Source organism: Pseudomonas sp. FEMGT703P (assembly GCF_002786345.1).
GTDB classification, from domain to species: domain Bacteria; phylum Pseudomonadota; class Gammaproteobacteria; order Pseudomonadales; family Pseudomonadaceae; genus Aquipseudomonas; species Aquipseudomonas peli.
The window spans coordinates 1,034,898-1,056,881 of sequence record NZ_PGCM01000005.1; the positions used below are offsets into that span (position 1 = coordinate 1,034,898).

21 protein-coding genes are annotated in these 21,984 nt (G+C 57.2%); 19 read left to right on the forward strand and 2 right to left on the reverse strand.

Annotated elements, in window-relative coordinates:
- Nucleotides 1-52: 52 nt before the first annotated feature.
- Nucleotides 53-379 carry a Grx4 family monothiol glutaredoxin gene (gene grxD, locus CUR33_RS08660; RefSeq protein WP_090248284.1) on the forward strand — a complete coding sequence of 109 codons (327 nt, stop codon included), beginning with the start codon at nucleotides 53-55 and terminating at the stop codon, nucleotides 377-379.
- A 70-nt stretch (nucleotides 380-449) separates the two neighbouring features.
- Here the strand turns inward: grxD and bfr are convergent, their stop codons facing one another.
- Together bfr and CUR33_RS08670 are read right to left on the reverse strand one after the other, a co-directional pair.
- Nucleotides 450-920, reverse strand: a complete 471-nt coding sequence (gene bfr / locus CUR33_RS08665) for a bacterioferritin (protein WP_090248283.1) — start codon at nucleotides 918-920, stop codon at nucleotides 450-452.
- 195 nt (nucleotides 921-1,115) lie between these two features.
- Nucleotides 1,116-1,334, reverse strand: coding sequence for a bacterioferritin-associated ferredoxin (locus tag CUR33_RS08670; RefSeq protein ID WP_289239316.1), 219 nt, complete (start codon nucleotides 1,332-1,334; stop codon nucleotides 1,116-1,118).
- A gap of 378 nt (nucleotides 1,335-1,712) precedes the next feature.
- On the opposite strand from CUR33_RS08670, the gene flgB reads away from it, so the two are divergent.
- The 18 genes from flgB to CUR33_RS08760 all read left to right on the forward strand — a co-directional run bounded on the left by flgB (nucleotide 1,713) and on the right by CUR33_RS08760 (nucleotide 21,983).
- Nucleotides 1,713-2,120, forward strand: coding sequence for a flagellar basal body rod protein FlgB (flgB, locus tag CUR33_RS08675; RefSeq protein WP_167141568.1), 408 nt, complete (start codon nucleotides 1,713-1,715; stop codon nucleotides 2,118-2,120).
- Between the two features lie 15 nt (nucleotides 2,121-2,135).
- Nucleotides 2,136-2,579: a flagellar basal body rod protein FlgC gene (flgC, locus tag CUR33_RS08680; protein WP_090248278.1), complete on the forward strand. Its 444-nt coding sequence runs from the start codon at nucleotides 2,136-2,138 to the stop codon at nucleotides 2,577-2,579.
- A gap of 25 nt (nucleotides 2,580-2,604) precedes the next feature.
- A complete protein-coding gene (gene flgD / locus CUR33_RS08685; RefSeq protein ID WP_289239317.1) occupies nucleotides 2,605-3,273 on the forward strand; it encodes a flagellar hook assembly protein FlgD in 669 nt (222 codons plus the stop codon).
- Nucleotides 3,274-3,327: 54 nt separating this feature from the next.
- Nucleotides 3,328-4,644, forward strand: a complete 1,317-nt coding sequence (gene flgE / locus CUR33_RS08690) for a flagellar hook protein FlgE (RefSeq protein ID WP_160085064.1) — start codon at nucleotides 3,328-3,330, stop codon at nucleotides 4,642-4,644.
- A 206-nt stretch (nucleotides 4,645-4,850) separates the two neighbouring features.
- Nucleotides 4,851-5,591 carry a flagellar basal body rod protein FlgF gene (locus tag CUR33_RS08695; RefSeq protein WP_090248274.1) on the forward strand — a complete coding sequence of 247 codons (741 nt, stop codon included), beginning with the start codon at nucleotides 4,851-4,853 and terminating at the stop codon, nucleotides 5,589-5,591.
- Nucleotides 5,592-5,637: 46 nt separating this feature from the next.
- The gene (gene flgG / locus CUR33_RS08700; RefSeq protein ID WP_090248273.1) at nucleotides 5,638-6,423 is read left to right on the forward strand and encodes a flagellar basal-body rod protein FlgG; all 786 of its coding nucleotides are present in this window, start codon (nucleotides 5,638-5,640) and stop codon (nucleotides 6,421-6,423) included.
- 120 nt (nucleotides 6,424-6,543) lie between these two features.
- On the forward strand, nucleotides 6,544-7,284 hold the full coding sequence (flgH, locus tag CUR33_RS08705) for a flagellar basal body L-ring protein FlgH (protein WP_160085062.1): 741 nt from the start codon (nucleotides 6,544-6,546) through the stop codon (nucleotides 7,282-7,284).
- Between the two features lie 11 nt (nucleotides 7,285-7,295).
- Nucleotides 7,296-8,399: a flagellar basal body P-ring protein FlgI gene (locus tag CUR33_RS08710; RefSeq protein WP_289239318.1), complete on the forward strand. Its 1,104-nt coding sequence runs from the start codon at nucleotides 7,296-7,298 to the stop codon at nucleotides 8,397-8,399.
- A 13-nt stretch (nucleotides 8,400-8,412) separates the two neighbouring features.
- Complete coding sequence (gene flgJ, locus CUR33_RS08715; RefSeq protein ID WP_090248269.1) at nucleotides 8,413-9,585, forward strand: flagellar assembly peptidoglycan hydrolase FlgJ; 1,173 nt, start codon at nucleotides 8,413-8,415, stop codon at nucleotides 9,583-9,585.
- Between the two features lie 6 nt (nucleotides 9,586-9,591).
- Nucleotides 9,592-11,631: a flagellar hook-associated protein FlgK gene (gene flgK / locus CUR33_RS08720; protein ID WP_167141562.1), complete on the forward strand. Its 2,040-nt coding sequence runs from the start codon at nucleotides 9,592-9,594 to the stop codon at nucleotides 11,629-11,631.
- A 30-nt stretch (nucleotides 11,632-11,661) separates the two neighbouring features.
- Nucleotides 11,662-13,341: a flagellar hook-associated protein 3 gene (locus CUR33_RS08725; RefSeq protein WP_160085059.1), complete on the forward strand. Its 1,680-nt coding sequence runs from the start codon at nucleotides 11,662-11,664 to the stop codon at nucleotides 13,339-13,341.
- A 339-nt stretch (nucleotides 13,342-13,680) separates the two neighbouring features.
- The gene (rfbF, locus tag CUR33_RS08730) at nucleotides 13,681-14,451 is read left to right on the forward strand and encodes a glucose-1-phosphate cytidylyltransferase (RefSeq protein ID WP_167141560.1); all 771 of its coding nucleotides are present in this window, start codon (nucleotides 13,681-13,683) and stop codon (nucleotides 14,449-14,451) included.
- A complete protein-coding gene (gene rfbG / locus CUR33_RS08735; protein WP_289239319.1) occupies nucleotides 14,442-15,506 on the forward strand; it encodes a CDP-glucose 4,6-dehydratase in 1,065 nt (354 codons plus the stop codon). The genes rfbF and rfbG overlap by 10 nt, the downstream gene beginning before the upstream one ends.
- Nucleotides 15,503-16,828, forward strand: a complete 1,326-nt coding sequence (gene rfbH / locus CUR33_RS08740) for a lipopolysaccharide biosynthesis protein RfbH (protein WP_289239320.1) — start codon at nucleotides 15,503-15,505, stop codon at nucleotides 16,826-16,828. The genes rfbG and rfbH overlap by 4 nt, the downstream gene beginning before the upstream one ends.
- The gene (locus CUR33_RS08745; RefSeq protein ID WP_289239321.1) at nucleotides 16,828-17,520 is read left to right on the forward strand and encodes a sugar phosphate nucleotidyltransferase; all 693 of its coding nucleotides are present in this window, start codon (nucleotides 16,828-16,830) and stop codon (nucleotides 17,518-17,520) included. Before rfbH ends, CUR33_RS08745 begins: the two co-directional genes overlap by 1 nt.
- On the forward strand, nucleotides 17,520-18,884 hold the full coding sequence (locus tag CUR33_RS08750) for a GHMP family kinase ATP-binding protein (protein ID WP_160085054.1): 1,365 nt from the start codon (nucleotides 17,520-17,522) through the stop codon (nucleotides 18,882-18,884). The genes CUR33_RS08745 and CUR33_RS08750 overlap by 1 nt, the downstream gene beginning before the upstream one ends.
- Nucleotides 18,881-20,794 (forward strand): N-acetylneuraminate synthase family protein, encoded by a 1,914-nt coding sequence (locus CUR33_RS08755; RefSeq protein ID WP_289239322.1) that lies wholly within the window; start codon nucleotides 18,881-18,883, stop codon nucleotides 20,792-20,794. The genes CUR33_RS08750 and CUR33_RS08755 overlap by 4 nt, the downstream gene beginning before the upstream one ends.
- Nucleotides 20,787-21,983, forward strand: a complete 1,197-nt coding sequence (locus CUR33_RS08760; RefSeq protein ID WP_289239323.1) for an FkbM family methyltransferase — start codon at nucleotides 20,787-20,789, stop codon at nucleotides 21,981-21,983. The genes CUR33_RS08755 and CUR33_RS08760 overlap by 8 nt, the downstream gene beginning before the upstream one ends.
- Nucleotide 21,984 lies beyond the last annotated feature (1 nt).

The window sequence follows — 21,984 nt, forward strand, 5'->3', positions numbered from 1 at the left end:
TGCCGCCACCGTGCCGACCCGTGAGTCGGGAAGTTAAGTCCTGAGGTGCCCAATGGATATCATCGAAACTATCAAAGAACAGATCGGCAATAACACCGTTCTGCTGTACATGAAAGGCTCGCCGAACGCTCCACAGTGCGGCTTTTCCTCCAAAGCTGCGCAGGTTGTGATGGCCTGTGGCGAGAAATTCGCCTACGTCGACATCCTGCAAAACCCTGAAATCCGCGCCAACCTGCCGAAGTATGCCAACTGGCCAACCTTCCCACAGCTGTGGGTGGGCGGTGAACTGGTCGGCGGCAGCGACATCCTCGCGGAAATGTTTGATAAGGGTGAGCTGCAGACCCTGATCAAGGACGCCGTGCAGAAAGCCAGCGCTTAATTCGTCTGCGCCATAAACAACAAACCCCGCCAAGTGCGGGGTTTGTTGTTTATGGCGCAGTGGTTTGCGCTTATTCGTCCATCTGCGACTGCAGGTAGTTCTGCAGGCCTACGGCTTCGATTAGGCTGAGTTGGGTTTCCAGCCAGTCGATGTGGTCTTCTTCCGAGCAGAGAATTTCTTCGAGCAGTTCACGGCTGGCGTAGTCGCCGATGCTTTCGCAGTAGGCAATCGCCGCTTTCAGGTCGATATGCGCTTTGTGTTCAATCTTCAGGTCGCACTCGAGCATTTCCTTGGTGTTTTCACCGATCAGGATCTTGCCGAGGTCTTGCAGGTTTGGCAGGCCTTCGAGGAAGAGGATGCGCTTGATCAGCTTGTCCGCATGCTTCATCTCGTCGATGGACTCGTGATACTCGTGCTCACCGAGTTTCTTCAGGCCCCAGTCTTCATACATGCGTGCGTGCAGGAAGTACTGGTTGATCGCGACCAGCTCGTTACCGAGGATCTTGTTCAGATGCTGGATGACCTTCTTGTCGCCTTTCATGTCTGCGTCTGCCTTGCAGGGGAGTTAGCGTCAAATTCTGGGCCGATGATTTTCGGCTGTCAAACCTAAGTATTTGAATTTAAAGTTAAAATTAATATGAATACGAATGCTTAAGTTCTGCGCTTGGGCGCTAAGGTGTTGAATTTTAGGCATAAAAAAACCGGACGCTAGGTCCGGTTTTTTATAGCGCTAAATTCATGCGGCAACAAAGTTTGCCGGGTAGGCCATGACCGCTTGGCTGCTTTGTACTTCGCTTAGGGTGTCGCGTACCACTTGTTTGGCCAGGCAAGCACATTTACCGCACTGGCTCGCAACACCCAGGGTGGCGCGCACGTCACGGTAGCTGCAGCAGCCTTCGTAGATGGCTTCGCGGATCTGACCGTCAGTAATACCTTCGCAGAGACACACGTACATGGTTAAGGCTCGTGGCAGGGCAGTGGCTAGTGCGAAGGATACTAATGTTAATGAGAATGCTTGTCAAAACTGTGTGTGGTTGATTGCGAATTGCCTGACGGACGGTGCACGTGAGCGTCTGCCAGCGGGTGAGGTGATTTGCTTTGAGTCATCGCGGCCCGTGTGGCAGTTAGCTGTGAGTGATCGGGCGTGCGGCAATCGACCGAAATTCGTTGCCGTCTGCTTGCCCATAGGCGGAAAGCAATTGCCGCTTTGCCACACTCGGCGTCTTATTTATCAATTAAGTAATTGATAAATAAGTAAAAATTAATATGGCACAAGCATTGCTTATGGTCTTGCACGGAAAGGCGCACCACCCACCGGCAAAGGTTCTAGACCATGAGCATCAGTTTCGATCGGGCACTCGGCATCCATGAACAAGCACTGGGCTTTCGCGCTCAGCGCGCAGAAGTGTTGGCCAACAACATTGCCAACGCGGATACGCCGAACTACAAGGCGCGTGATCTGCAGTTTGCCAATGTGCTGGCGGAGCAGAGTGCAAAGAGCCAGCGCGGCCCGGTCAGCCTGAACCGTACGGATAGCCAGCATATCGCTGCCGAGGGGGTGGCCGGCGGTGATGCCAGCCTGGAGTACCGCATTCCTTTCAGCCCGTCGATTGATCAGAACACTGTCGACCTGCAGATCGAGCAATCCAACTACGCCGAGAACTCGGTGCAGTTCCAGGCCAGCTTCACTTTCCTCAACAGTAAGTTCAAAGGGCTGGTCAACGCCCTGCGCGGCGAATAACAGGAGCCTGATGCCATGTCACTAGCCAGTGTTTTCAACATTGCCGGAACAGGTATGAGCGCTCAGAGCACTCGCCTGAATACCATCGCCAGCAACATCGCCAACGCTGAATCGGTTTCTTCAAGCATTGATCAAACCTACCGCGCGCGCCATCCGGTATTCGCCACCATGTTCCAGTCCGCGCAGAACGGCGACCGTGGCTCGCTGTTTGCCGAGCAGGATGAAGCTGGCGTAGGCGTGCAGGTGCTGGGTGTGGTCGAAGATCAAAGCAGCCTGATGCCGCGCTATGAGCCGAATCATCCGGCGGCCGATGCCGGCGGTTATGTGTACTACCCCAACGTCAATGTGGTGGAGGAGATGGCTGACATGATCTCTGCCAGCCGGGCATTCCAGACCAATACCGAAATGATGAATACCGCCAAGCAGATGATGCAGCGCGTATTGACCTTGGGTCAGTAAGCCAGCGGATAAGGAGCGCAGACCGATGAGTACTGTTGGCGATGTGACTGGTTCGGCACTGGATCAATACCAGATCAAGAACGAAACCAAGACGAACAAAGACCTGGGCAAGAACGAGTTTCTTAACTTGCTGGTGGCCCAGTTGAATAACCAGAACCCACTGGAGCCGCAAGGCAACGGCGAGTTTATCGCCCAGCTGGCGCAGTTCAGCCAAGTTGAGGGGATCGAGAAATTGAATACCAGTATGGGTTCGCTGCTCACTGGTTATCAGTCGTCCCAGGCGCTGCAGGCGTCCTCGCTGGTCGGGCGTAAGGTGATCATTCCGAGCGACAAGGCGGTGGTCGATACCAGCGAGAGCTTTAAAGCCAGCCTGGTGCTGCCGGCGAGCAGCAGCAACGTCTACGTCAACATTTACGACAAGGCCGGTGCCGCGGTCGGACGTGTGAACTTGGGTGAGCAGGCGGCCGGCAATGTCAGCTTTATCTGGGACGGCAAGGATGCCAGCGGCAATCTGTTGCCGCCTGGCACATACAAGTTCGAGGCGCAGGCTACCTACGCCGATGGCACCAAGGGGCTTTACACCATGCTGCCGGCTAACGTCGACAGTGTGACCCTAGGCGGCAAAGAGTTGATGTTGAACCTGGCTGGGCTCGGCAGCGTGCCAATGTCGCAAGTCCAGGTGATCGGTCAGTAATTAACAGGTTTTAGCCAGGTTATAGCCGCCGGCTGTCCGGCAAAGGAGTCTTCTATGGGTTTCAATATCGGTCTGAGCGGTCTGCGTGCCGCCACCAGCGACCTCAACGTGACCGGCAACAACATCGCCAACGCCGGTACTGCGGGCTTCAAGCAGTCACGTGCCGAGTTTGCCGATGTGTATGCCGCATCTGTGTTGGGTACTGGTTCGAACCCGCAGGGCAGTGGCGTGCTGTTGGCGGATGTGTCGCAGCTATTCAATCAGGGCAACATCAATTACACGCAGAATGCCCTGGATCTGGCGATCAATGGCAATGGTTTCTTTCAGACCAGCAACAACGGCGACGTCAGCTACACCCGTGCGGGTTACTTCGGTACAGACCGCGATGGCTTTATGGTGAATAACTTTGGCTATCGGCTGCAGGGCTATGCGGTGGATGCCAACGGCAATTTGCAGAATGGCATCGTGAATGACTTACGTATCGAGACGGCCAGTCAAGAGCCCCGTGCAACCGAGAAACTTGAGCAGGTGTTCAACCTCAACTCGACCAATAAGGTACCGACCACCGTCCCGTTCAACCCATCGGACCCCACAACCTATAACTCGTCAACCTCAACCAATATTTACGACACTCAAGGTAACTCACACGTATTCACCCAGTACTTTCTCAAGACGGGCCCCAATACCTGGCAGATGAATGTACTGATCGATGGGCGTAATCCAGATGATCCGACGTTGACCACGCCGTCGTCCGTGAATTTGCAGTTCACCACTGCTGGGCAGCTGGATATTCCTGCGCTGATCGCCTCGACACCGACAGGTTTTGCGGTGGATGCAAATGGTGTGATTAACCTGACCACCTGGGTTCCTGCTGCGCCGGATACCTCTATTCCTCCGGTGTGGAGCAGTAACGGTGCTGATGCCAGCGCTGCGGGTGTAGCGATCGATATTCGCCCATCGACACAGTTCTCCAGCAACTTTGCGGTCAATCGGGTCAGTCAGGACGGCTACACCACCGGTCAACTGGCAGGGTTGGAGATCGATGATACGGGTGTGATCTTCGCGCGCTACACCAACGGCCAGTCAAAGGTGCAGGGGCAGGTGATTCTGGCCAACTTTGCCAACGTGCAAGGCCTGACGCCGGTGGGCAAAACTGCCTGGGTGCAGTCCTTCGAGTCGGGTGAGCCGGTACGCGGAACCCCGCGCAGCGGCACCCTGGGTGCTCTGCAGTCCGGTGCCTTGGAGGACTCCAACGTCGAACTGTCGGATCAGTTGGTCAACTTGATCGTGGCGCAGCGCAACTACCAGGCCAATGCCAAGACGATTGAGACCGAAAGTGCGGTGACCCAGACCATTATCAACCTGCGTTGATAGGTGTTGCCTGCGGCAGGCGCGTGCCTGTCGCGGGCGGCAAAAGTACGCCGCGCTGGCATTTAGAAGGCTCCTTTCGGAGCCTTTTTTATTTTATAAATTACATATAAATCAATTAGTTATATTTATTTTTTGAGTGCTGGCACAGCCATTGCTTTAGAGCTTGCATAGAGCAGCAGGGCGGCAAGCCCACTCGGAGAATAACCATGGACAAGATGCTGTACGTTTCCATGACTGGTGCCCACAACAACACCCTGGCCCAGCGTGCCCACGCCAACAACCTGGCGAACATCACCACCAATGGTTTCCGCCGGGATTTCGAGCAGGCGCGTTCCATGCCGATTTTTGGTGACAGTTATCCGTCGCGGGTTTACGCCATGAGCGAACGCCCGGGTACTGATTTCACTCCCGGCTCTTTGCAGGAAACCGGTCGCGATCTGGACGTGGCCGTAGGTGGTAAGGGTTGGTTGGCAGTACAGGCCCCTGACGGCAGCGAAGCCTACGTACGCACCGCCAGCCTGAATGTCGATGCCTTGGGCGTGTTGCGTACCGGCAATGGCTTGCCGGTGATGGGCAACGCCGGGCCGATTGCGGTGCCGCCAGAGCAGAAAATCGAAATCGGCAAGGACGGCACCATCAGCATTCGTGCCTTGGGTGAGGCGCCCAATGTGTTGGCCGAGGTGGACCGTCTGAAACTGGTCAACCCGGACCTCAAGCAGATGGAGAAGGGCACCGACGGCCTGATCCGCTTCAAGGGCCAAGGCCCGGTGTTGGCGGACGCCACTACGGAAATCACTTCGGGATTTCTCGAGTCAAGCAACGTCAATGCAGTGGAAGAAATGACAGCAATTCTCTCGCTGTCACGCCAATTCGAATTGCAAGTGAAGATGATGCGCACCGCCGAAGACAATTCGTCGGCCATGGCGCGCGTCTTGCAGATGACCTAATTATCAGCACGCGGCGCCGTTAAAACGGCGCCCGAGGAGAATCGATATGCTTCCGGCACTGTGGGTCAGCAAGACCGGTCTGTCCGCCCAGGACATGAACCTGACCACTATTTCCAACAACTTGGCCAACGTTTCGACCACGGGCTTCAAACGTGATCGCGCCGAGTTCGAGGACCTGCTGTACCAGATCCGTCGTCAGCCGGGTGGCCAATCCAGTCAGGACAGCCAACTGCCGTCCGGTCTGCAGCTGGGTACGGGTGTACGGGTGGTCGGCACGCAAAAGATCTTCACCGCCGGTAGCCTGCAAACCACTGAGCAGCCACTGGATATGGCGATCAATGGCCGGGGTTTCTTCCAGGTGCTGCTGCCGGACGGCACGGTGTCCTATAGCCGCGACGGTAGCTTTCACCTGAACTCCGATGGCCAGGTGGTGACGTCCAACGGGTATGCCCTAGAGCCTGCCATTGTGCTGCCCAACGAGGTGCGCACCTTTACCGTGGGTGAAGACGGCACTGTGTCAGTCACCACCGCCGGTAACCCGCAGCCACAGATCGTTGGCAACTTGCAGACCGCAGATTTCATCAACCCGGCGGGGCTGGAAGCCATCGGCAACAACCTGTTTCTGGAAACAGCTTCCAGCGGCGCGCCGCAAGTCGGTACACCGGGCCTGAACGGCCTGGGCACCACGCTGCAGAACACTCTGGAAAACTCCAACGTAAGCGTGGTTGAAGAGTTGGTGAACATGATCACCACGCAGCGTGCGTATGAAATGAACTCCAAGGTCATTTCCACCGCTGACCAGATGCTTGGCTTTATTTCGCAGAATCTCTGATAGGTAAGGCGGGTTAGTCGCTCAGCGACGGGCTCGGCTTTGGATATGGCAAGGAATGCTTGAACGGGTACTGGTGGCTCAGGTTGCGCACCACCCCAGGCAACGCATGAGGTAGTAGATATGAACCGGCTGATAATCATAAGTGCACTGCTTGGCCCTTTGGCTTTGAGCGGCTGCATGGCTCCCGCGCCTAAGCCGGATGATCCCTATTACGCGCCTGTGATGCCACGTACACCGCTGCCGGCTGCGCAGAACAACGGCTCGATCTATCAGGCCGGTTTTGAGAATGGTCTGTTCGGTGATCGCAAGGCTTACCGCGTGGGTGACATCATCACCATCACCCTGAATGAGCGCACCCAGGCCAGTAAGAACAGCAACAGCCAGATCAGCAAAGACAGCTCCGCCAATATCGGCGTGCCTAATCTGTTCGGTATGACGGTTTCTCCGCAGAATCCTTTGACCGCTATTGGTGGCCTGGGGCGTGTTGCCGAAGGGCTTGGTATGACTGCGGATAACCTGAGTTTGGGCTCAAGTTTTGATGCCGCACGCTCGGCGGATGGCTCTGGTGCTGCCGGGCAAAGTAATAGCCTTACCGGATCGATTACCGTATCGGTGGCCGAAGTGATGCCTAACGGCGTGTTACTGGTACGCGGTGAAAAGTGGATGACCCTCAATACCGGCGATGAACTGGTGCGGATTGCTGGCCTGGTGCGCGCGGATGACATCGCCACCGACAACACTGTGTCTTCGACCCGTATTGCCGATGCACGCATCACCTACTCGGGCACTGGCGCCTTCGCCGATGCCAGCCAGCCCGGTTGGATGAGTCGTTTCTTTATTAGCCCAATGTGGCCGTTCTGAGGATGGCCACCATGACGCTTCCTAAATACCTAGTGGTGATCGCGGCCATGCTGATGGCGTCGCTGGTGCAGGCCGAGCGCTTGAAAGACCTGGCCAGCATCCAGGGCGTGCGTTCTAACCAGCTGATCGGTTACGGCCTGGTGGTCGGCCTTAATGGCAGCGGCGACCAGACCACCCAGACGCCGTTCACGGTACAGACCTTCAACAACATGATGGCGCAGTTCGGCATCAAGGTGCCGCAGGGTGGCAACGTGCAGTTGAAGAACGTGGCTGCAGTGTCGATCCATGCTGACCTGCCGGCGTTCGCCAAGCCCGGGCAGACCATCGACATCACCGTGTCCTCCATCGGTAACGCCAAAAGCCTGCGTGGAGGCAGCCTGTTGATGACGCCGCTGAAGGGGATCGACGGCAATGTTTACGCCATTGCTCAGGGCAATCTGGTGGTCGGTGGGTTCGACGCCGAAGGCGGCGATGGTTCACGGATTACCGTCAACGTACCCTCAGCGGGGCGCATTCCCGGCGGGGCAACGGTCGAGCGCCCGGTGCCTAGCGGTTTCGATCAGGGCAACACCCTGACCCTCAACCTCAATCGCCCGGATTTCACCACTGCCAAGAATATTGTTGATCACATCAATGAACTGCTGGGCCCCGGTGTGGCTCAGGCAGTTGATGGCGGCTCGATTCGCGTCAGTGCGCCACTTGATCCGGGTCAGCGGGTGGACTACCTGTCGATTCTGGAAAACCTCGAAGTTGAAATCGGCCAGGCCGTGGCCAAAGTCATCATCAATTCGCGTACCGGCACCATCGTGATTGGCCAGAACGTGCGCGTACAACCTGCTGCTGTGACCCACGGCAGCCTGACTGTGACCATTACTGAAGACCCGATTGTCAGTCAGCCGGATGCCTTGTCGGGCGGCCAGACGGCGGTCGTGCCGCGGTCGAAGGTGAATGCCGAAGAAGAAGCCAAACCGATGTTCAAGTTCGGCCCGGGGACCACGCTGGATGAAATCGTCCGTGCGGTGAATCAGGTGGGCGCTTCGCCTTCCGACCTAATGGCCATCCTGGAGGCGCTGAAACAAGCCGGCGCTCTGCAGGCTGATCTGATCGTGATTTAAGGGAGCGCGCGCTATGGACTCTCGCCTTTCAGCCGGTTTGCTCGGCGGCACCAGCACTGTCGACAGTGGTGCCTATAACGATCTCAATCGCCTCAACCAATTCAAGGTTGGCGGTGACAGCGAAAAAAACATCAAGAAGGTGGCTCAGGAGTTCGAGTCGCTGTTTCTTAATGAAATGCTCAAGGCCATGCGTTCGGCCAACGAAGTGTTCGGTGAAGGCAACTTCATGAACAGCAGCGAGAGCAAAACCTATCAGGACATGCACGATCAACAGCTGTCGGTGACCCTGTCCAACCACCAGAACGGCATCGGTCTGGCCGATGTGCTGGTGCGGCAGATGTCGAAGATCAAGGATGCGAGCAGCCGGCCTAACCCGTTTGCCCAGGTGGATGAGCCGGTGCCGAGCGCACCCAGCAAGCCCCTGGCCAAGGTCGACAGTGCGCGAGACGACACCTCATTGATCAACCAGCGGCGCCTGTCTCTGCCGGGCAAGCTGACGGACCGTCTGCTGGCGGGCATCGTGCCTTCGGCCACGGCCGCCGAAGGTCAGCCGTTGGCACAGAATGACTGGATTCCGGCCAAGGCTTTTGCCGCCCCCGCCGATACCGCGCTGGGGCTCAACGGCACGGATGCGATCACCGGCCGGCGCATTGCTCAACCACCGCTGGCGCCGGGCAAAGCCGCGTTCGGTTCGAAGGATGAGTTTATTGCTGCCATGTTGCCGATGGCCGAGAAGGCCGCCGAGAAGATTGGCGTCGATCCGCGTTACCTGGTGGCTCAGGCCGCACTGGAAACCGGTTGGGGCAAATCGATCATTCGTCAGCAGGACGGTACCAGCAGCCACAACCTGTTTGGCATCAAGACCCATAACACCTGGGAAGGCGACTCGGCGAGGGTGCTAACCACTGAATTCAAGGGTGGCAAAGCCGTCAAGGAAGCCGCTTCGTTTCGCGCCTATGACTCCTTCGAGCACAGCTTTAACGATTTTGTGAGCTTCCTGCAGGGCAATGGTCGCTACGAGAAAGCCCTGGCCAGCACTGACAAGCCTGAACAGTTCGCCCGAGAGCTGCAGAAAGCCGGTTACGCCACGGACCCGCAATACGCCCGCAAGATTGCTCAGATAGCGCGGCAAATGCAGACCTATCAAACAGTCGCGGCCGTCAGTACGCCGTCCACCAACGGATGATGAACCATGGCTGACTTACTCAATATTGGCCTGTCCGGTCTTGCCGCGAACAAGACCTCGTTGGCGGTCACCGGTCACAACATCACCAACGTCAACACACCGGGTTTCTCGCGCCAGGAGACTGTCCAGGCCACGCGTATTCCGCAGTTTAGCGGTGCCGGCTATATCGGCTCGGGCACCACGCTGGTCGATGTACGGCGCATCTATAACGAATTTCTCAATACCCAGGTACGCAGCAGCACGGCGCTTAACAGCGATACCCAGAGCTACCTGGGGCAGATCAATCAGCTCGACTCATTGCTGGCTGGCAGCACCACCGGCGTCAATCCGGGGTTGCAGAAGGTGTTTGCCGCGCTGCAAACCGCAGCTGAAGACCCGGCTAACATCCCGGCGCGGCAGCTGGCGCTGTCTGAAGCTGAGGGCTTAGCCAAGCGCTTCAATACTGTGTACGACCGCTTAAACGAGCAGAATGCCTTTATCAACAAACAGCTCTCGGCAGTGACGGATCAGGTCAATCAGTTGGCCACCTCAATCGCCGGGTACAACGAGGCCATCGCGGTTGCCGCCTCCAATGGTCAGCAACCCAACGACTTGTTGGATGCCCGTGAAGAGGCCGTGCGCAAGCTGTCGACCTTTATTGGCGTGACGGTGGTTGCGCAAGATGACAACAGCTACAACCTGTTTGTGGGCTCCGGTCAGCCGCTGGTAGTGGGCAGTACGGCATCGCGCCTGGAAGTTGTACCGGGCTTGTCTGACCCGCTGCGCAGTGAAGTTCAGTTCGTCAGTGGTAACTCACGCCAGGGCATTACCTCGCTGATCACTGGCGGCGAGATGGGCGGGCTGATTCGCTACCGTGAGGATGTACTGGACACCACGCTGAACTCGGTTGGACGCCTGGCCTTATCCGTTACTGATCAGGTCAACCGCCAATTGGGTCAGGGCCTGGACCTCAACGGCCAGTTTGGCAATGGGCTGTTTCGCGAGCTGAATGACCCAGAATTGATTGGTCAGCGCAGTCTCGCGCGTATCGGTAATAGCGATACCACGGCCAACCTGAATGTACTGATTGAAGACACCACCCAGCTGACCACCAGCGACTATGAAGTGGAGTTCACCAGCGCCACGGATTACACCGTGCGACGTGTCAGTGATGGCACCAGCTTTGGTCCCTTCGACATTACCGTAGTGCCAGCGGCGGAGTTTGATGGCGTGTCGTTGAACGTCGCCAGTGGCACCTTTGCTGCCGGTGATCGCTTTCGGGTGATGCCGACGCGCAACGCCGGTGAGTCCATCCGTGCCGATATGAAACGGCCTGAAGAGTTGGCCTTTGCCGCGCCGCTGAAATCGCAAACCAGCCCGGCCAATATCGGCACTGGGGTAATCAGCCAGCCCACGCTGCTGACTGAAATTGACATCTATGATCCAGTGGCTCAAACCAACCTGGAAACCAGCCTGCGCAATGCGCCGCCGCTGCGTATTGTCATGGGCGCCGGTGGCGGTGCTACCCAGGGCTATGACGTCGTTGATATCAATGGCAACGTGATTGATACCGGGGTAATCGTGCCGGGGCAGAACAACAAGATCACGATTACCGTGCCCGCGACCGCTGGCCCACCCGCCGTCCCGGTGCCCTTTGACTATGAAGTGGCCATCAGTGGCCGGCCGCAAGGGGGTGACAATTTTTCGGTTTCCTTCAACACCAATGGGGTGTCTGATAACCGTAATGCCCTAAAGCTGATTGATCTGCAAAATCGCACGACCATTGGGATCAACCCATTGGCTCCAGCAACCACTGGATCAAGCTTTACCGATGCTTACGGCGATCTGGTGGAGCGGGTGGGCACCCTGACCAGCCAGGCGCGGGTTGATGGTGAAGCCACGGGCGCCATTCTCAAACAGGCTACCGATAACCGTGATTCGATTTCAGCCGTCAATCTGGATGAAGAAGCGGCCAAATTGATTCAGTTCGAGCAGTACTACCAGGCCTCAGCGCAGATCATTCAAGTTGCCCGCAGCCTGTTCGATACACTGATTAATACGTTCTGACGCGCCGTCTAGAACTTCGAGGTTAGTTTTATGGTGATGCGCATCTCTTCGATCCAGGCCTTTAACAACGGCGTCAATGGCCTTGGGCGCAACTATTCCAATGTGATCCGGACCCAGGAACAGATCAGCAGCGGGAACCGTATTCTTACCCCGGCCGATGACCCGGTTGCCTCGGTGCGTTTGCTACAGCTCGAACAGCAGCAGGCGGTATTGGGTCAGTACAAGGAAAACCTCACGGCGGCGAAGAACAGTCTGACTCAGGAAGAAACCACGATCACCTCGGTGGTGAACGTGTTGCAGCGTATCCGTGAGCTTGCAGTGCAGGCCGGTGGCGGCGCACTGTCAGGTAATGACCGTCGCTCAATCGCCAAAGAGCTGAGCGAGCGCGAGGGTGAGCTGCTCAACCTGATGAACAGTCGTAACGCCCGTGGTGAGTATTTGTTTAGCGGTTTTCTTGGCAAAACCGAACCCTTTCTGCGTAACCCAGACGGCACGTATTCCTATCAGGGTGATGAGGGCCAGCGTAGCCTGCAGGTGGCCGGCTCGAGCAACGTGGCAATCAACGATAACGGCAAACGCCTCTTTGAAGATGTGGCTAATGCGAATCGGATTATCAATGGGCTTGGCGTGAATAACGCTGCGTTACCAACGCCGCCGTTACCTGCCACCACTATTCCAGCGCTGCCGGCGGCAGATCAGCGGGTGTTTATCTCTCCAGGACTGGTGCAGGACAATCAAGCCTTCAACAGTAACTTTCGCGCTGGCGAGCCCTATTCGCTGGCGTTTGTCAGCGGTACTGAATTTCGCATCTATGACAGTGCTGGTGCGGACGTCACATCTGAGGTGCCCGGCGGTGGCGTGATTGACCCCCTGATCAATAGTGGTAACACCATCAATTTTCGTGGCATGCGTTTCCAGTTAGACGTGGTCCTGCAGCCTGGGGATAATGAGCTCGACCTAGACAACCTGTTGGCTGATACCGCCACACCGGGGACCCCAGGTATCAATACCCACAGTTTTACCCTGCAGTCCGCGCCCACGGACTTTTCAGTTAATCGCTCATCCACCAACAACTCGGCTGCCATTGTTGCTCCAGCAGGGATCAGCAACCAGGCAACCTTTGACAGCCAGTTTCCGACATCCGGGGTTGTCATACGGTTTACCGACGACACCAATTACGAGGTCTACTCTCAGCCAGTGGGACCGGGCAGCCCGGTATTAACGACTGGTGCCGTGGCGGGGCCTTATCCGGCAACCTTCAGCGTGTTCGGTGCTGATTTCACCTTGTCCGCTCCGGCGGCGGTCGCCGGCGGTGACGAATTCGGCGTGCAGCCGCAGTTTCAAGAACAGCGCAGCATTCTCAACACCATCAGCCGCCTGCGTCAGGCACTCGAGTCTTCCCCTACATCGCCAGCGGGTAACCTCGGTGTTCGCAACGAAGTGGCAATTGCCCTGACTAACTTGGACAACGGCATGGGCAGGGTGCTGGAGGTGCAGACTGAAATCGGTGCGCGGATGAACCTCATCGAAACCACCGAAATTGATAACGAAGATGTCACTCTTGTAAACAAATCCGTGCAGGCTGATCTGCGTGAGCTGGACTATGCAGAGGCATTGTCTCGCTTGTCATTTCAAACGATCGTGTTGGAGGCTGCGCAGCAAAGCTATGTGAAGATCGCGGGGTTAAATTTATTTAATCAGTTGCGCTAGCGCTCCCCTGGTGCAGTGGCCTTAATAGGCTCTGGAGCCATGTGGCAGGTTCTAATATGTTGATTGCTTAACGCGAAACCCCAGCTTGCTGGGGTTTCGCGTTTCTGGTGTGTGGGAAGGTGGCTGTTTAACCTGTCTGGACTGTTGCGCTTAAGGATTGTGATCAGGTGTTTTGACCTAGCCAGTAGGTTGCTACTGTTTAATCAAACATAGTTGGCCAAGGTTTTGCTTAATCGGTAGTAGAGTGGGCAATGTGCTGTTTTATTGGCACTTTCCAATACGGCCTGTATTTATGGCCTAAAGGTATTTTTCAGTGATGCCCTGTTTGAGGTTTGAATAATGAAGGCAGTGATTTTGGCTGGTGGGTTGGGCACTCGCATCAGTGAGGAGTCCCATCTCAAGCCAAAGCCCATGATCGAAATTGGTGGCAAGCCGATCATTTGGCACATCATGAAAATCTACTCCCACTATGGCATCAATGATTTCGTTATTTGCCTGGGCTACAAGGGCTATGTAATCAAGGAATATTTTGCCAACTACTTCCTGCACATGTCGGATGTCACTTTTGACATGGGCGAAAACCGTATGCACATCCATCAGCGTCACGCTGAGCCGTGGCGCGTAACGCTGGTTGATACGGGTGAATCAACGGGTACAGGCGGTCGTCTTAAGCGTGTACGCGATTACCTGGGTGATGAGGCCTTCTGCTTTACCTACGGTGATGGGGTCTCCGATATCGACATCCCAGCACTGATCGCTTTCCACAAACAGCATGGCAAATTGGCCACTGTTACCGCAGTACAGCCACCAGGTCGCTACGGTGCACTTGATGTCCAAGGGCAGGTGGTCAGTGGGTTTCAGGAGAAGCCGCTGGGTGATGGCGGTTGGATAAACGGCGGTTTTTTTGTACTGGAACCGGCAGTCATCGACTATATCGAGGATGACGCCACGACCTGGGAGTTTGAGCCCATGCGTGCGCTGGCCAGCGAAGGACAGCTGATGAGTCACCTGCATCGTGGTTTCTGGCAGCCGATGGACACTCTGCGTGATCGGGTGTTCTTGGAAGATCGCTGGAAAAGCGGTGAGGCGGAGTGGCAGCTATGGCGGTGAGCCCGGACTTCTGGAGAGGGCGTAAAGTCCTGCTGACCGGGCATACCGGCTTCAAGGGTGGCTGGCTGGCGCTGTGGTTGCGTCAGCTCGGGGCTGATCTGCGTGGCTTTGCCTTGCCCGCGGCTACCACACCGTCGCTGTGGCAGGTGGCGCAACTGGATCAGCAGATCACGGGTGAGTTTGCGGATATTCGTGATGCCGCCAGGTTAAGTGATGCGTTGCAGGAGTTTCAGCCTGAACTGGTTCTGCACTTGGCTGCGCAACCCTTGGTACGTGAGTCTTACCGAGCGCCAGCGGAGACTTATGCCACCAATGTCATGGGTACGCTCAACCTGCTGGAGGCCATTCGCTCTACTGATTCTGTACGCGCTGTTGTGGTGGTGACCACTGACAAATGTTACGAGAATCGCGAGTGGCCATGGCCTTATCGGGAGCAAGATGCTCTCGGAGGTTTTGATCCGTATAGCAGCAGCAAGGCATGTGTTGAAGTGCTGTGCGCCAGTTACCGAGACTCCTTCCTCAGGGCTTCAGGTGTTGCCTTGGCAACTGCTCGTGCGGGCAATGTACTGGGTGGTGGTGACTGGTCTGCGGAGCGCTTGATCCCCGATATCTTCAGCGCTTGGCAGCAAGGTCGAGAAGTGATTTTGCGCTACCCCCATGCAACTCGTCCCTGGCAGCACGTGCTTGATCCATTAATGGGGTATTTACAACTGGCGCAAGGACTGCTGACTGATCCTGAACGTCATGCTGCTGCTTGGAATTTTGGACCAGACAGTGCCGGGCTCGCGACAGTGGAGGCCGTCGTGGGGCGTCTTGCGGAGCTCTGGCCGGGTGAGGCGCGCTGGTCTGCCTCTGCCGATGCCCAGCCGCATGAGGCGGGCTTACTGGCGCTGGACTCCAGCAAGGCAAGACAGTCGCTGGGATGGGCGCCGCGTTGGTCACTGGATACGACGCTGAAGCACACACTGGACTGGCAGTTGGCTTGGCAAAACGGGCGTGACATGGCATGCGTTACCCGCGAACAGATCGCGGCTCACCAAGGCGAAATTCAATGAGTGACAGCACCGCGCAACAGCTGCGCCAACAGATTGCCGAGTTGGTCGGACGCTATGCCGAACTGCAGATGGCGCCTAAGCCATTTGTGGTGGGGCAGAGCTCGGTGCCGCCATCGGGAAAAGTGATTGGCGCAGGTGAGTTGCAGTCAATGACCGAGGCTGTGCTCGATGGATGGCTGACCACCGGGCGCTTCAATGAGGCGTTCGAGAAGCGTCTGGCCAAGTACCTTGGACGCCGTTGCGTCCTCACCACCAACTCAGGTTCATCAGCCAACCTGCTGGCATTTTCCGCATTGACCTCGCCGCGTCTCGGTGATCGGGCGATCAAGCCCGGTGACGAAGTGATCGGTGTAGCGGCTGGCTTTCCGACTACCGTCAATCCGATCTTGCAATTCGGTGCGGTGCCGGTTTTTGTGGATGTTGAATTGCCGACCTACAACATCGATCCGGCGAAGATCGAGGCGGCAATCAGCCCGAAAACCAAGGCCATCATGTTGGCCCACACGCTGGGTAATCCCTTCGATCTGAGTGTGGTTCGCGCCCTGTGTGATAAGTACGGCCTGTGGTTGATCGAGGACTGCTGCGATGCACTGGGGTCGATCTATCAAGGGCATATGGTCGGTACGTTCGGCGATATCGGTACCCTCAGTTTTTATCCGGCTCACCACATCACCATGGGTGAGGGCGGTGCTGTATTTACCAACAACCCGGCGCTTAAACGCATTATCGAATCCTTTCGTGACTGGGGGCGTGATTGCTATTGCGCGCCAGGTGAGGACAACACCTGTGGCAAGCGGTTTTGCTGGCAGTTGGGCGATCTACCAGAGGGTTATGACCACAAGTACACCTACTCACACTTGGGCTACAACCTGAAGATCACCGATATGCAGGCTGCCTGTGCGTTGGCGCAGATGGACCGCGTTGATGACTTCATCGTTGCCCGCAAGCGCAATTTCACCTGGCTCAGTGAGCGCCTGGCCGGCTGTCAGGAATTTCTAATTCTGCCGCAGGCCACGCCTGGTAGTGACCCTTCCTGGTTTGGCTACCCCATGACCTTGCGTGATGGTTGCGGTATCCGTCGGGTTGAGTTGCTGCGATATCTGGATGCGCAAGGTGTCGGTACACGGCTGCTGTTTGCCGGTAACCTGGTGCGTCAGCCCTATATGCAAGGCCGCAATTTCAGGGTCTCAGGTGAGTTGTCGGTAACCGATAAAGTGATGCACGACACCTTCTGGATCGGTGTGTGGCCTGGGCTTGGCGAGGAACATTTGGAGCACGCTGCGCGTTGTCTAGAGACTTTTTTCGGCTTGAGGGCGGGCTGATGAATGCCTATATCCTCTGCGGTGGCTTTGGCACCCGCCTGCGCAGTGTGATCAATGACACGCAGAAGGCCGTGGTGGATATTCACGGTCGTCCATTCCTGGCTCTGGTGCTGGCGCAATTGCGTGAGGCCGGTGTCAGTCGGGGTGTGCTCTGCGCGCATTATCGTGCTGATCAACTGGCCGCATTGTTGCCCTCGTTAGAGGCGGAGTCTGGTTTGCCGTTGCAGTTGGTGATCGAGGAAACCCCGCTTGGCACCGGTGGTGCTGTGCTGAACGCATTACTTCAAGTTCCGCCTGGCGGGCGTTATCTGGTGCTTAACGCGGACACTTTCCTTGATCCCTGCGCGTATCGTCTTGCACTGGACAGCGAGCGAGACGTTCTGGTCGGCGTGCAGGTCGAGGATCGCTCGCGCTATGGCAGTTTGGATTGCTCTGCGCTGGGCGAAGTACTTGGTTTCGAGGAAAAAGGTCAGGTGGGGCCTGGTTTGATCAATGCTGGCGTCTATGGTTTTACGGCTGGCGCGCTAGAGAATATGCCTGTCACAAGTTGTTCTATGGAGCATGACCTACTGCCGTCACTTATGCGTCAGCACAGGCTGTATGTACGTGAGTACAGCGGAGCGTTCGTGGACATAGGTACCCCTGATTCTCTGGATGCGTTCAAGTCTAAATTGCGCGGGAGTGCCGTCTGATGAGCGTGCTGGTCAAGGAACTCACGATCGACATGCAGCAGACGATTCTTGATGCCATCAAATGCATCGAGTCCGGGAATCTGCAGATCGCCTTTGTCGTCGCCGCGGATATGCGTCTGCTCGGTGTTGTGACCAATGGCGATGTACGCCGTTACCTGTTGCAGGGTGGCTTGACCGATCAGCCCGTCACAGCCTGTATGAACCGCGAGTTTCGTAGCGTATCGATTACCACCCCGCGTGAAGACTTGTTGAAAGCGTTCGATCTCGGGCATAACGCTTTGCCAGGTCTGGATGCCGAAGGGCGCCTTGTTGAGGTCTACACCCGCCAGATGGCAGCCAGCGCAGAGGTGCCTGTACTGGCACGTGCGCGTGCTCCGGTGCGGATGAGTTTTTGTGGCGGCGGTGCTGATCTGACCTACTTTTTTATCGACCACCCAGCGGCTGTGCTCAGCTGCACCGTGGGGCTCTATGCTCACGCAACCTTGGTCCCCCGTGACGATAGGCAGATCCATATTTTTTCCGAAGATCTGGGGCGTGAAGAGCACTTCAATTCGCTGCCAGCACTGCTGTCGACTGCAGAGAAGAGCTTGCTGGCAACCATCGTTTCGGTGATCAAGCCCAAGTACGGTTTTGATCTGTACCTGCGCTCAGACTTTCCAGTGGGGTCTGGATTGGGAGGGTCTTCTGCGGCCACCATCGCTAGCATCGCGGCGTTCAATGAGTTGCGTCAGGATCGTTGGAACACTTATGAGATTGCCGAACTCGCTTTCCAGGCCGAACGCCTGTGCTTCGGCATTGCTGGCGGTTGGCAGGATCAGTACGCCTCAGCTTTTGGTGGCTTCAACCTGATTGAGTTCGAGAACCAGCGCAACCTGGTTCACCCGATTCGCTTGGAAGAAGCTATCCGCAATGAACTGGAGTCTTGCCTGGTGCTGTGTGACACCGGTATTTCCCATGACTCGGGGCGTTTGCATGAGCTGCAACGTGAAGAGATAGAGGCCGAGTCGTCACAAACTGAGCTGCTCAGCGCCAGTGTGGCGCTATGTCGACGTATGCACCGTTACCTGATGCGTGGCGAGCTGCGTGATTTCGGCCTGTGCCTCGATGAAGCCTGGCAGTTGAAGAAGCGTTTCTCCTCTGCGATCAGCCATGGTCGTCTGGATGCCATCTATGCCGCTGCGCTTGCGGCCGGCGCATTGGGCGGCAAGTTGCTTGGCGCGGGTGGGGGAGGCTTCTTCCTGTTCTACGTACAGCCACAGTATCGGCAGCGGGTGGTGCATGCAGTGCGTGCACTGGGCTGTCAGACCCAGAACTTCCGCTTTGAATCCAGCGGCGTAACTTCATGGCGAACAAAAATCCAATGACTCCTATTTTTCTTGACGGTATTGCGTTGGGCGGCGAGCGCGTCTTTGTGATTGCCGAGGCCGGAAACAATCACAATGGTTCGCTGGCGCTGGCCAAGCACCTGGTGGATGCAGCGCTCGATGCAGGAGCCGACTGCGTCAAGTTCCAGCTGCGCAACCGTGAGGCGCTGTACCGGCGCAAGGCTGATGGCTCGAGGGCCGAAGACCTCGGCGTGGAGTACATTCAGGACCTGCTGGACAAGGTTGAGCTGAGCGTCGAAGAGCATCGTGAGGTGCGTGAGTACTGTAAACAGAAGGGCATTATTTACCTCTGCACACCCTGGGATGAGCCCAGTGTCGACGTGTTGGCGGATTTTGACGTCGCCGCGCTGAAGATTGCCTCGGCCGATCTGTGCAATCCCTACCTGATTGCCAAGGCCGCAAGCCTGGGCAAACCCCTGATTCTGTCTACCGGCATGTCCTTTGAGTACGAAATCGTTCGGGCCATTGAACAGTTGAATGCGCTTGGTACGCCATTCGCGCTGTTGCATTGCAACAGCGCCTATCCGGCCCCCGAGTCCGATATCCAGCTTGGCTACTTACGCCGGTTGCAGGAACTGCATGATCTGGTTGGCTACTCCGGCCATGAGCGTGGCATCGCCATTACGCTCGGCGCAGTCGCACTGGGCGCCAAGCTGGTGGAGCGGCACATCACCCTGGATAGGGGGATGGAAGGGCCGGATCACTTGGCCAGCCTGGAACCGAGCGAGTTTCGCCAACTGGTCGACGGCATCCGTCAACTGGAGCTGGCATTGCCTTGGCAAGGTCCGGGTCGCCATGCCAGTCAGGGCGAGCTGCTCAACCGTGAGAATCTCGGCAAGAGCGTGATCGCTGCATGCGACATCGCCCGTGGCACGGTCATGGAGGCGTCGATGCTGCGCATCGCCAGCCCTGGCCAGGGCCTCCCGCCGTATCGTTTGCCGGAATTACTGGGCAAGCCGGCCGGGCGCGATATCGCTCTGGGGGATTTTCTCTTCGATAGCGACCTGAACGAGCAGGCTCAGGAGCAGCGGCTGGCGTTCGACCTGTCGATTCGCTGGGGTGTGCCGGTGCGCTATCATGACTTCCGAGATTACCGTCGGCGGATCAGCCCGGATCTGTTCGAGTTTCACCTGTCCTACCGCGACCTCAGCCTCAAGCCGCAGCCGTTTCTCGCCGAGGTCGACTGTTCGCGCCTGGTGGTGCATGCGCCGGAGTTATTCGAGAACAGCGAGCTGCTGGATCTGGCGTCGGATGATCCTGCCTATCGCCAGCGCTCGATCGACAATCTGCAGCGGGTGGTGGACGCCACGCTGGAAATCGGCGAATTCTTCCCCAATGCAGATGCGCGTTTGATCGTGGCCAACATCGGTGGTTTTTCCGCTGACGAGCCGCGCCCGCTGGCCATGCGCCCGGAACTCTACGAGCGCTTCCACGAGGCCTGCCGTCAGGTGGATTTCGCCGGCACCGAGCTGATTCCGCAGAACATGGCGCCGTTCCCCTGGCACTTCGGCGGTCAGCGTCATCAGAACATCTTCATGATGCCCGAGGAACTGGCCGCTCAGGCGCGTGACCATGGTCTGCGCCTGTGTCTGGACCTGTCGCACCTGCAGATGACCTGCTTCCACTTCGGCCTCGACTTCCAGCAAGCGCTGGCGCTGTTGCTGCCCCATTCCGCGCACCTGCACGTGGCCGATGCCAAAGGCACCAACGGTGAGGGCGTGCTGATGGGCACCGGCGACATCGATTGGCCGGCCACTTGGGCGCAGATTCGCCAGCACCCGCAGGTCAGCTTCATTCCCGAGGTTTGGCAGGGGCACAAGGATCATGGCGCAGGATTCTGGTCGGCTTTGCGTTACCTGCAATCATTGCGAGGCAGCAGCCATGTATAGCGAAACATTTATTCAGCGCCTTGATCGTTTGCTGGCCGAGCCACTCGATGAAGTGCGTGAGCGCCAGACGCAAGCCCTGGATCGCTTGCTGGGCGGGCTGGATCAGCCATTCATCCTGTTCGGTGCCGGCAACCTGGGGCGCAAGGCGTTGGCCGTACTGCAGGCAATGGGCGTCAAGCCAAAGGCCTTTATCGACAACAACCCCGTGCTGTGGGGGACGCAGATCGAGCAGGTGCCGGTGTTCGCACCAGCAGCGCTGGCCCAGCAATGGCAGGGGCCACTGCCAGGTGTAATCGCAACTATCTGGTGTGGCGAGGCGAGCGACCGTATGGTCGACCGACTGGACCCGCTACGCGCTCTAGGGTTCGAGCGCATCGCTCTGTTCGGCCATCTGGCCTGGCGTTACCCGCAAAGCTTCCTGCCGCATTACTCCCTGGATTTGCCAGAGAAGGTGCTGGCCGATGCCGAGCGCATTCGTACGGCATTTGGTCTGCTGGGGGACGATGAGTCACGACAGTTGTTTATCGATCACGTCGAATGGCGGCTGTTTCTCGATTACGACCTATTACCGCCAGCTGCGCCACAGTCGATCTATTTCGACCGCTATTTCAGCAACGAGAACGTCGACGAGGTGGTGTACGACATCGGTGCCTTCAACGGTGACTCGGTGTTGGGCTATCTGGAAAGTGGTCGCCCCTTTCGCGAAATTCACTCGTTTGAGCCTTCGTCGAGCAACTACCAGGCACTGGTCAAGACTTTGCAGCGTCTGCAAGGGCACGGCAGTTTTCATGCTCACCAAATGGCGGTAGGCGATGCTTGTGGCGAGGTGTTGATCGAGGCTCAGGGCGGTCCGGCCGCGCGCGTGGGCAGTGGTAGCGAGCGGGTCACGGTGACCACACTGGATACGCTTTGCGGACGCATCGTACCGCCCACATTCATCAAAATCGATATCGAAGGTTTCGAGCCGCAATGTCTCGAAGGGGGACGCAAGCTGATCAGTGAGCGACAGCCACTGATTGCGGTGTGCGTCTACCACGAGCAGAACCACCTATGGACGATCTTGCTGCAACTTCACGCCTATCAACCTGGCTACCACTTCCGTCTTGGCCCGCATCTGGCCGAGGGCTGGGATCTGGTGCTCTATGCCGTTCCCAATAACCGACTTCCCCTGCATTCCGCTGCCGAGTAAT

Coding starts and splice junctions, on each gene's coding strand:
- grxD (WP_090248284.1), top strand. CDS start 53: ATGGATATCATCGAAACTATCAAAGAACAGATCGGCAATAACACCGTT.
- bfr (WP_090248283.1), bottom strand. CDS start 920: ATGAAAGGCGACAAGAAGGTCATCCAGCATCTGAACAAGATCCTCGGT.
- CUR33_RS08670 (WP_289239316.1), bottom strand. CDS start 1,334: ATGTACGTGTGTCTCTGCGAAGGTATTACTGACGGTCAGATCCGCGAA.
- flgB (WP_167141568.1), top strand. CDS start 1,713: ATGAGCATCAGTTTCGATCGGGCACTCGGCATCCATGAACAAGCACTG.
- flgC (WP_090248278.1), top strand. CDS start 2,136: ATGTCACTAGCCAGTGTTTTCAACATTGCCGGAACAGGTATGAGCGCT.
- flgD (WP_289239317.1), top strand. CDS start 2,605: ATGAGTACTGTTGGCGATGTGACTGGTTCGGCACTGGATCAATACCAG.
- flgE (WP_160085064.1), top strand. CDS start 3,328: ATGGGTTTCAATATCGGTCTGAGCGGTCTGCGTGCCGCCACCAGCGAC.
- CUR33_RS08695 (WP_090248274.1), top strand. CDS start 4,851: ATGGACAAGATGCTGTACGTTTCCATGACTGGTGCCCACAACAACACC.
- flgG (WP_090248273.1), top strand. CDS start 5,638: ATGCTTCCGGCACTGTGGGTCAGCAAGACCGGTCTGTCCGCCCAGGAC.
- flgH (WP_160085062.1), top strand. CDS start 6,544: ATGAACCGGCTGATAATCATAAGTGCACTGCTTGGCCCTTTGGCTTTG.
- CUR33_RS08710 (WP_289239318.1), top strand. CDS start 7,296: ATGACGCTTCCTAAATACCTAGTGGTGATCGCGGCCATGCTGATGGCG.
- flgJ (WP_090248269.1), top strand. CDS start 8,413: ATGGACTCTCGCCTTTCAGCCGGTTTGCTCGGCGGCACCAGCACTGTC.
- flgK (WP_167141562.1), top strand. CDS start 9,592: ATGGCTGACTTACTCAATATTGGCCTGTCCGGTCTTGCCGCGAACAAG.
- CUR33_RS08725 (WP_160085059.1), top strand. CDS start 11,662: ATGGTGATGCGCATCTCTTCGATCCAGGCCTTTAACAACGGCGTCAAT.
- rfbF (WP_167141560.1), top strand. CDS start 13,681: ATGAAGGCAGTGATTTTGGCTGGTGGGTTGGGCACTCGCATCAGTGAG.
- rfbG (WP_289239319.1), top strand. CDS start 14,442: ATGGCGGTGAGCCCGGACTTCTGGAGAGGGCGTAAAGTCCTGCTGACC.
- rfbH (WP_289239320.1), top strand. CDS start 15,503: ATGAGTGACAGCACCGCGCAACAGCTGCGCCAACAGATTGCCGAGTTG.
- CUR33_RS08745 (WP_289239321.1), top strand. CDS start 16,828: ATGAATGCCTATATCCTCTGCGGTGGCTTTGGCACCCGCCTGCGCAGT.
- CUR33_RS08750 (WP_160085054.1), top strand. CDS start 17,520: ATGAGCGTGCTGGTCAAGGAACTCACGATCGACATGCAGCAGACGATT.
- CUR33_RS08755 (WP_289239322.1), top strand. CDS start 18,881: ATGACTCCTATTTTTCTTGACGGTATTGCGTTGGGCGGCGAGCGCGTC.
- CUR33_RS08760 (WP_289239323.1), top strand. CDS start 20,787: ATGTATAGCGAAACATTTATTCAGCGCCTTGATCGTTTGCTGGCCGAG.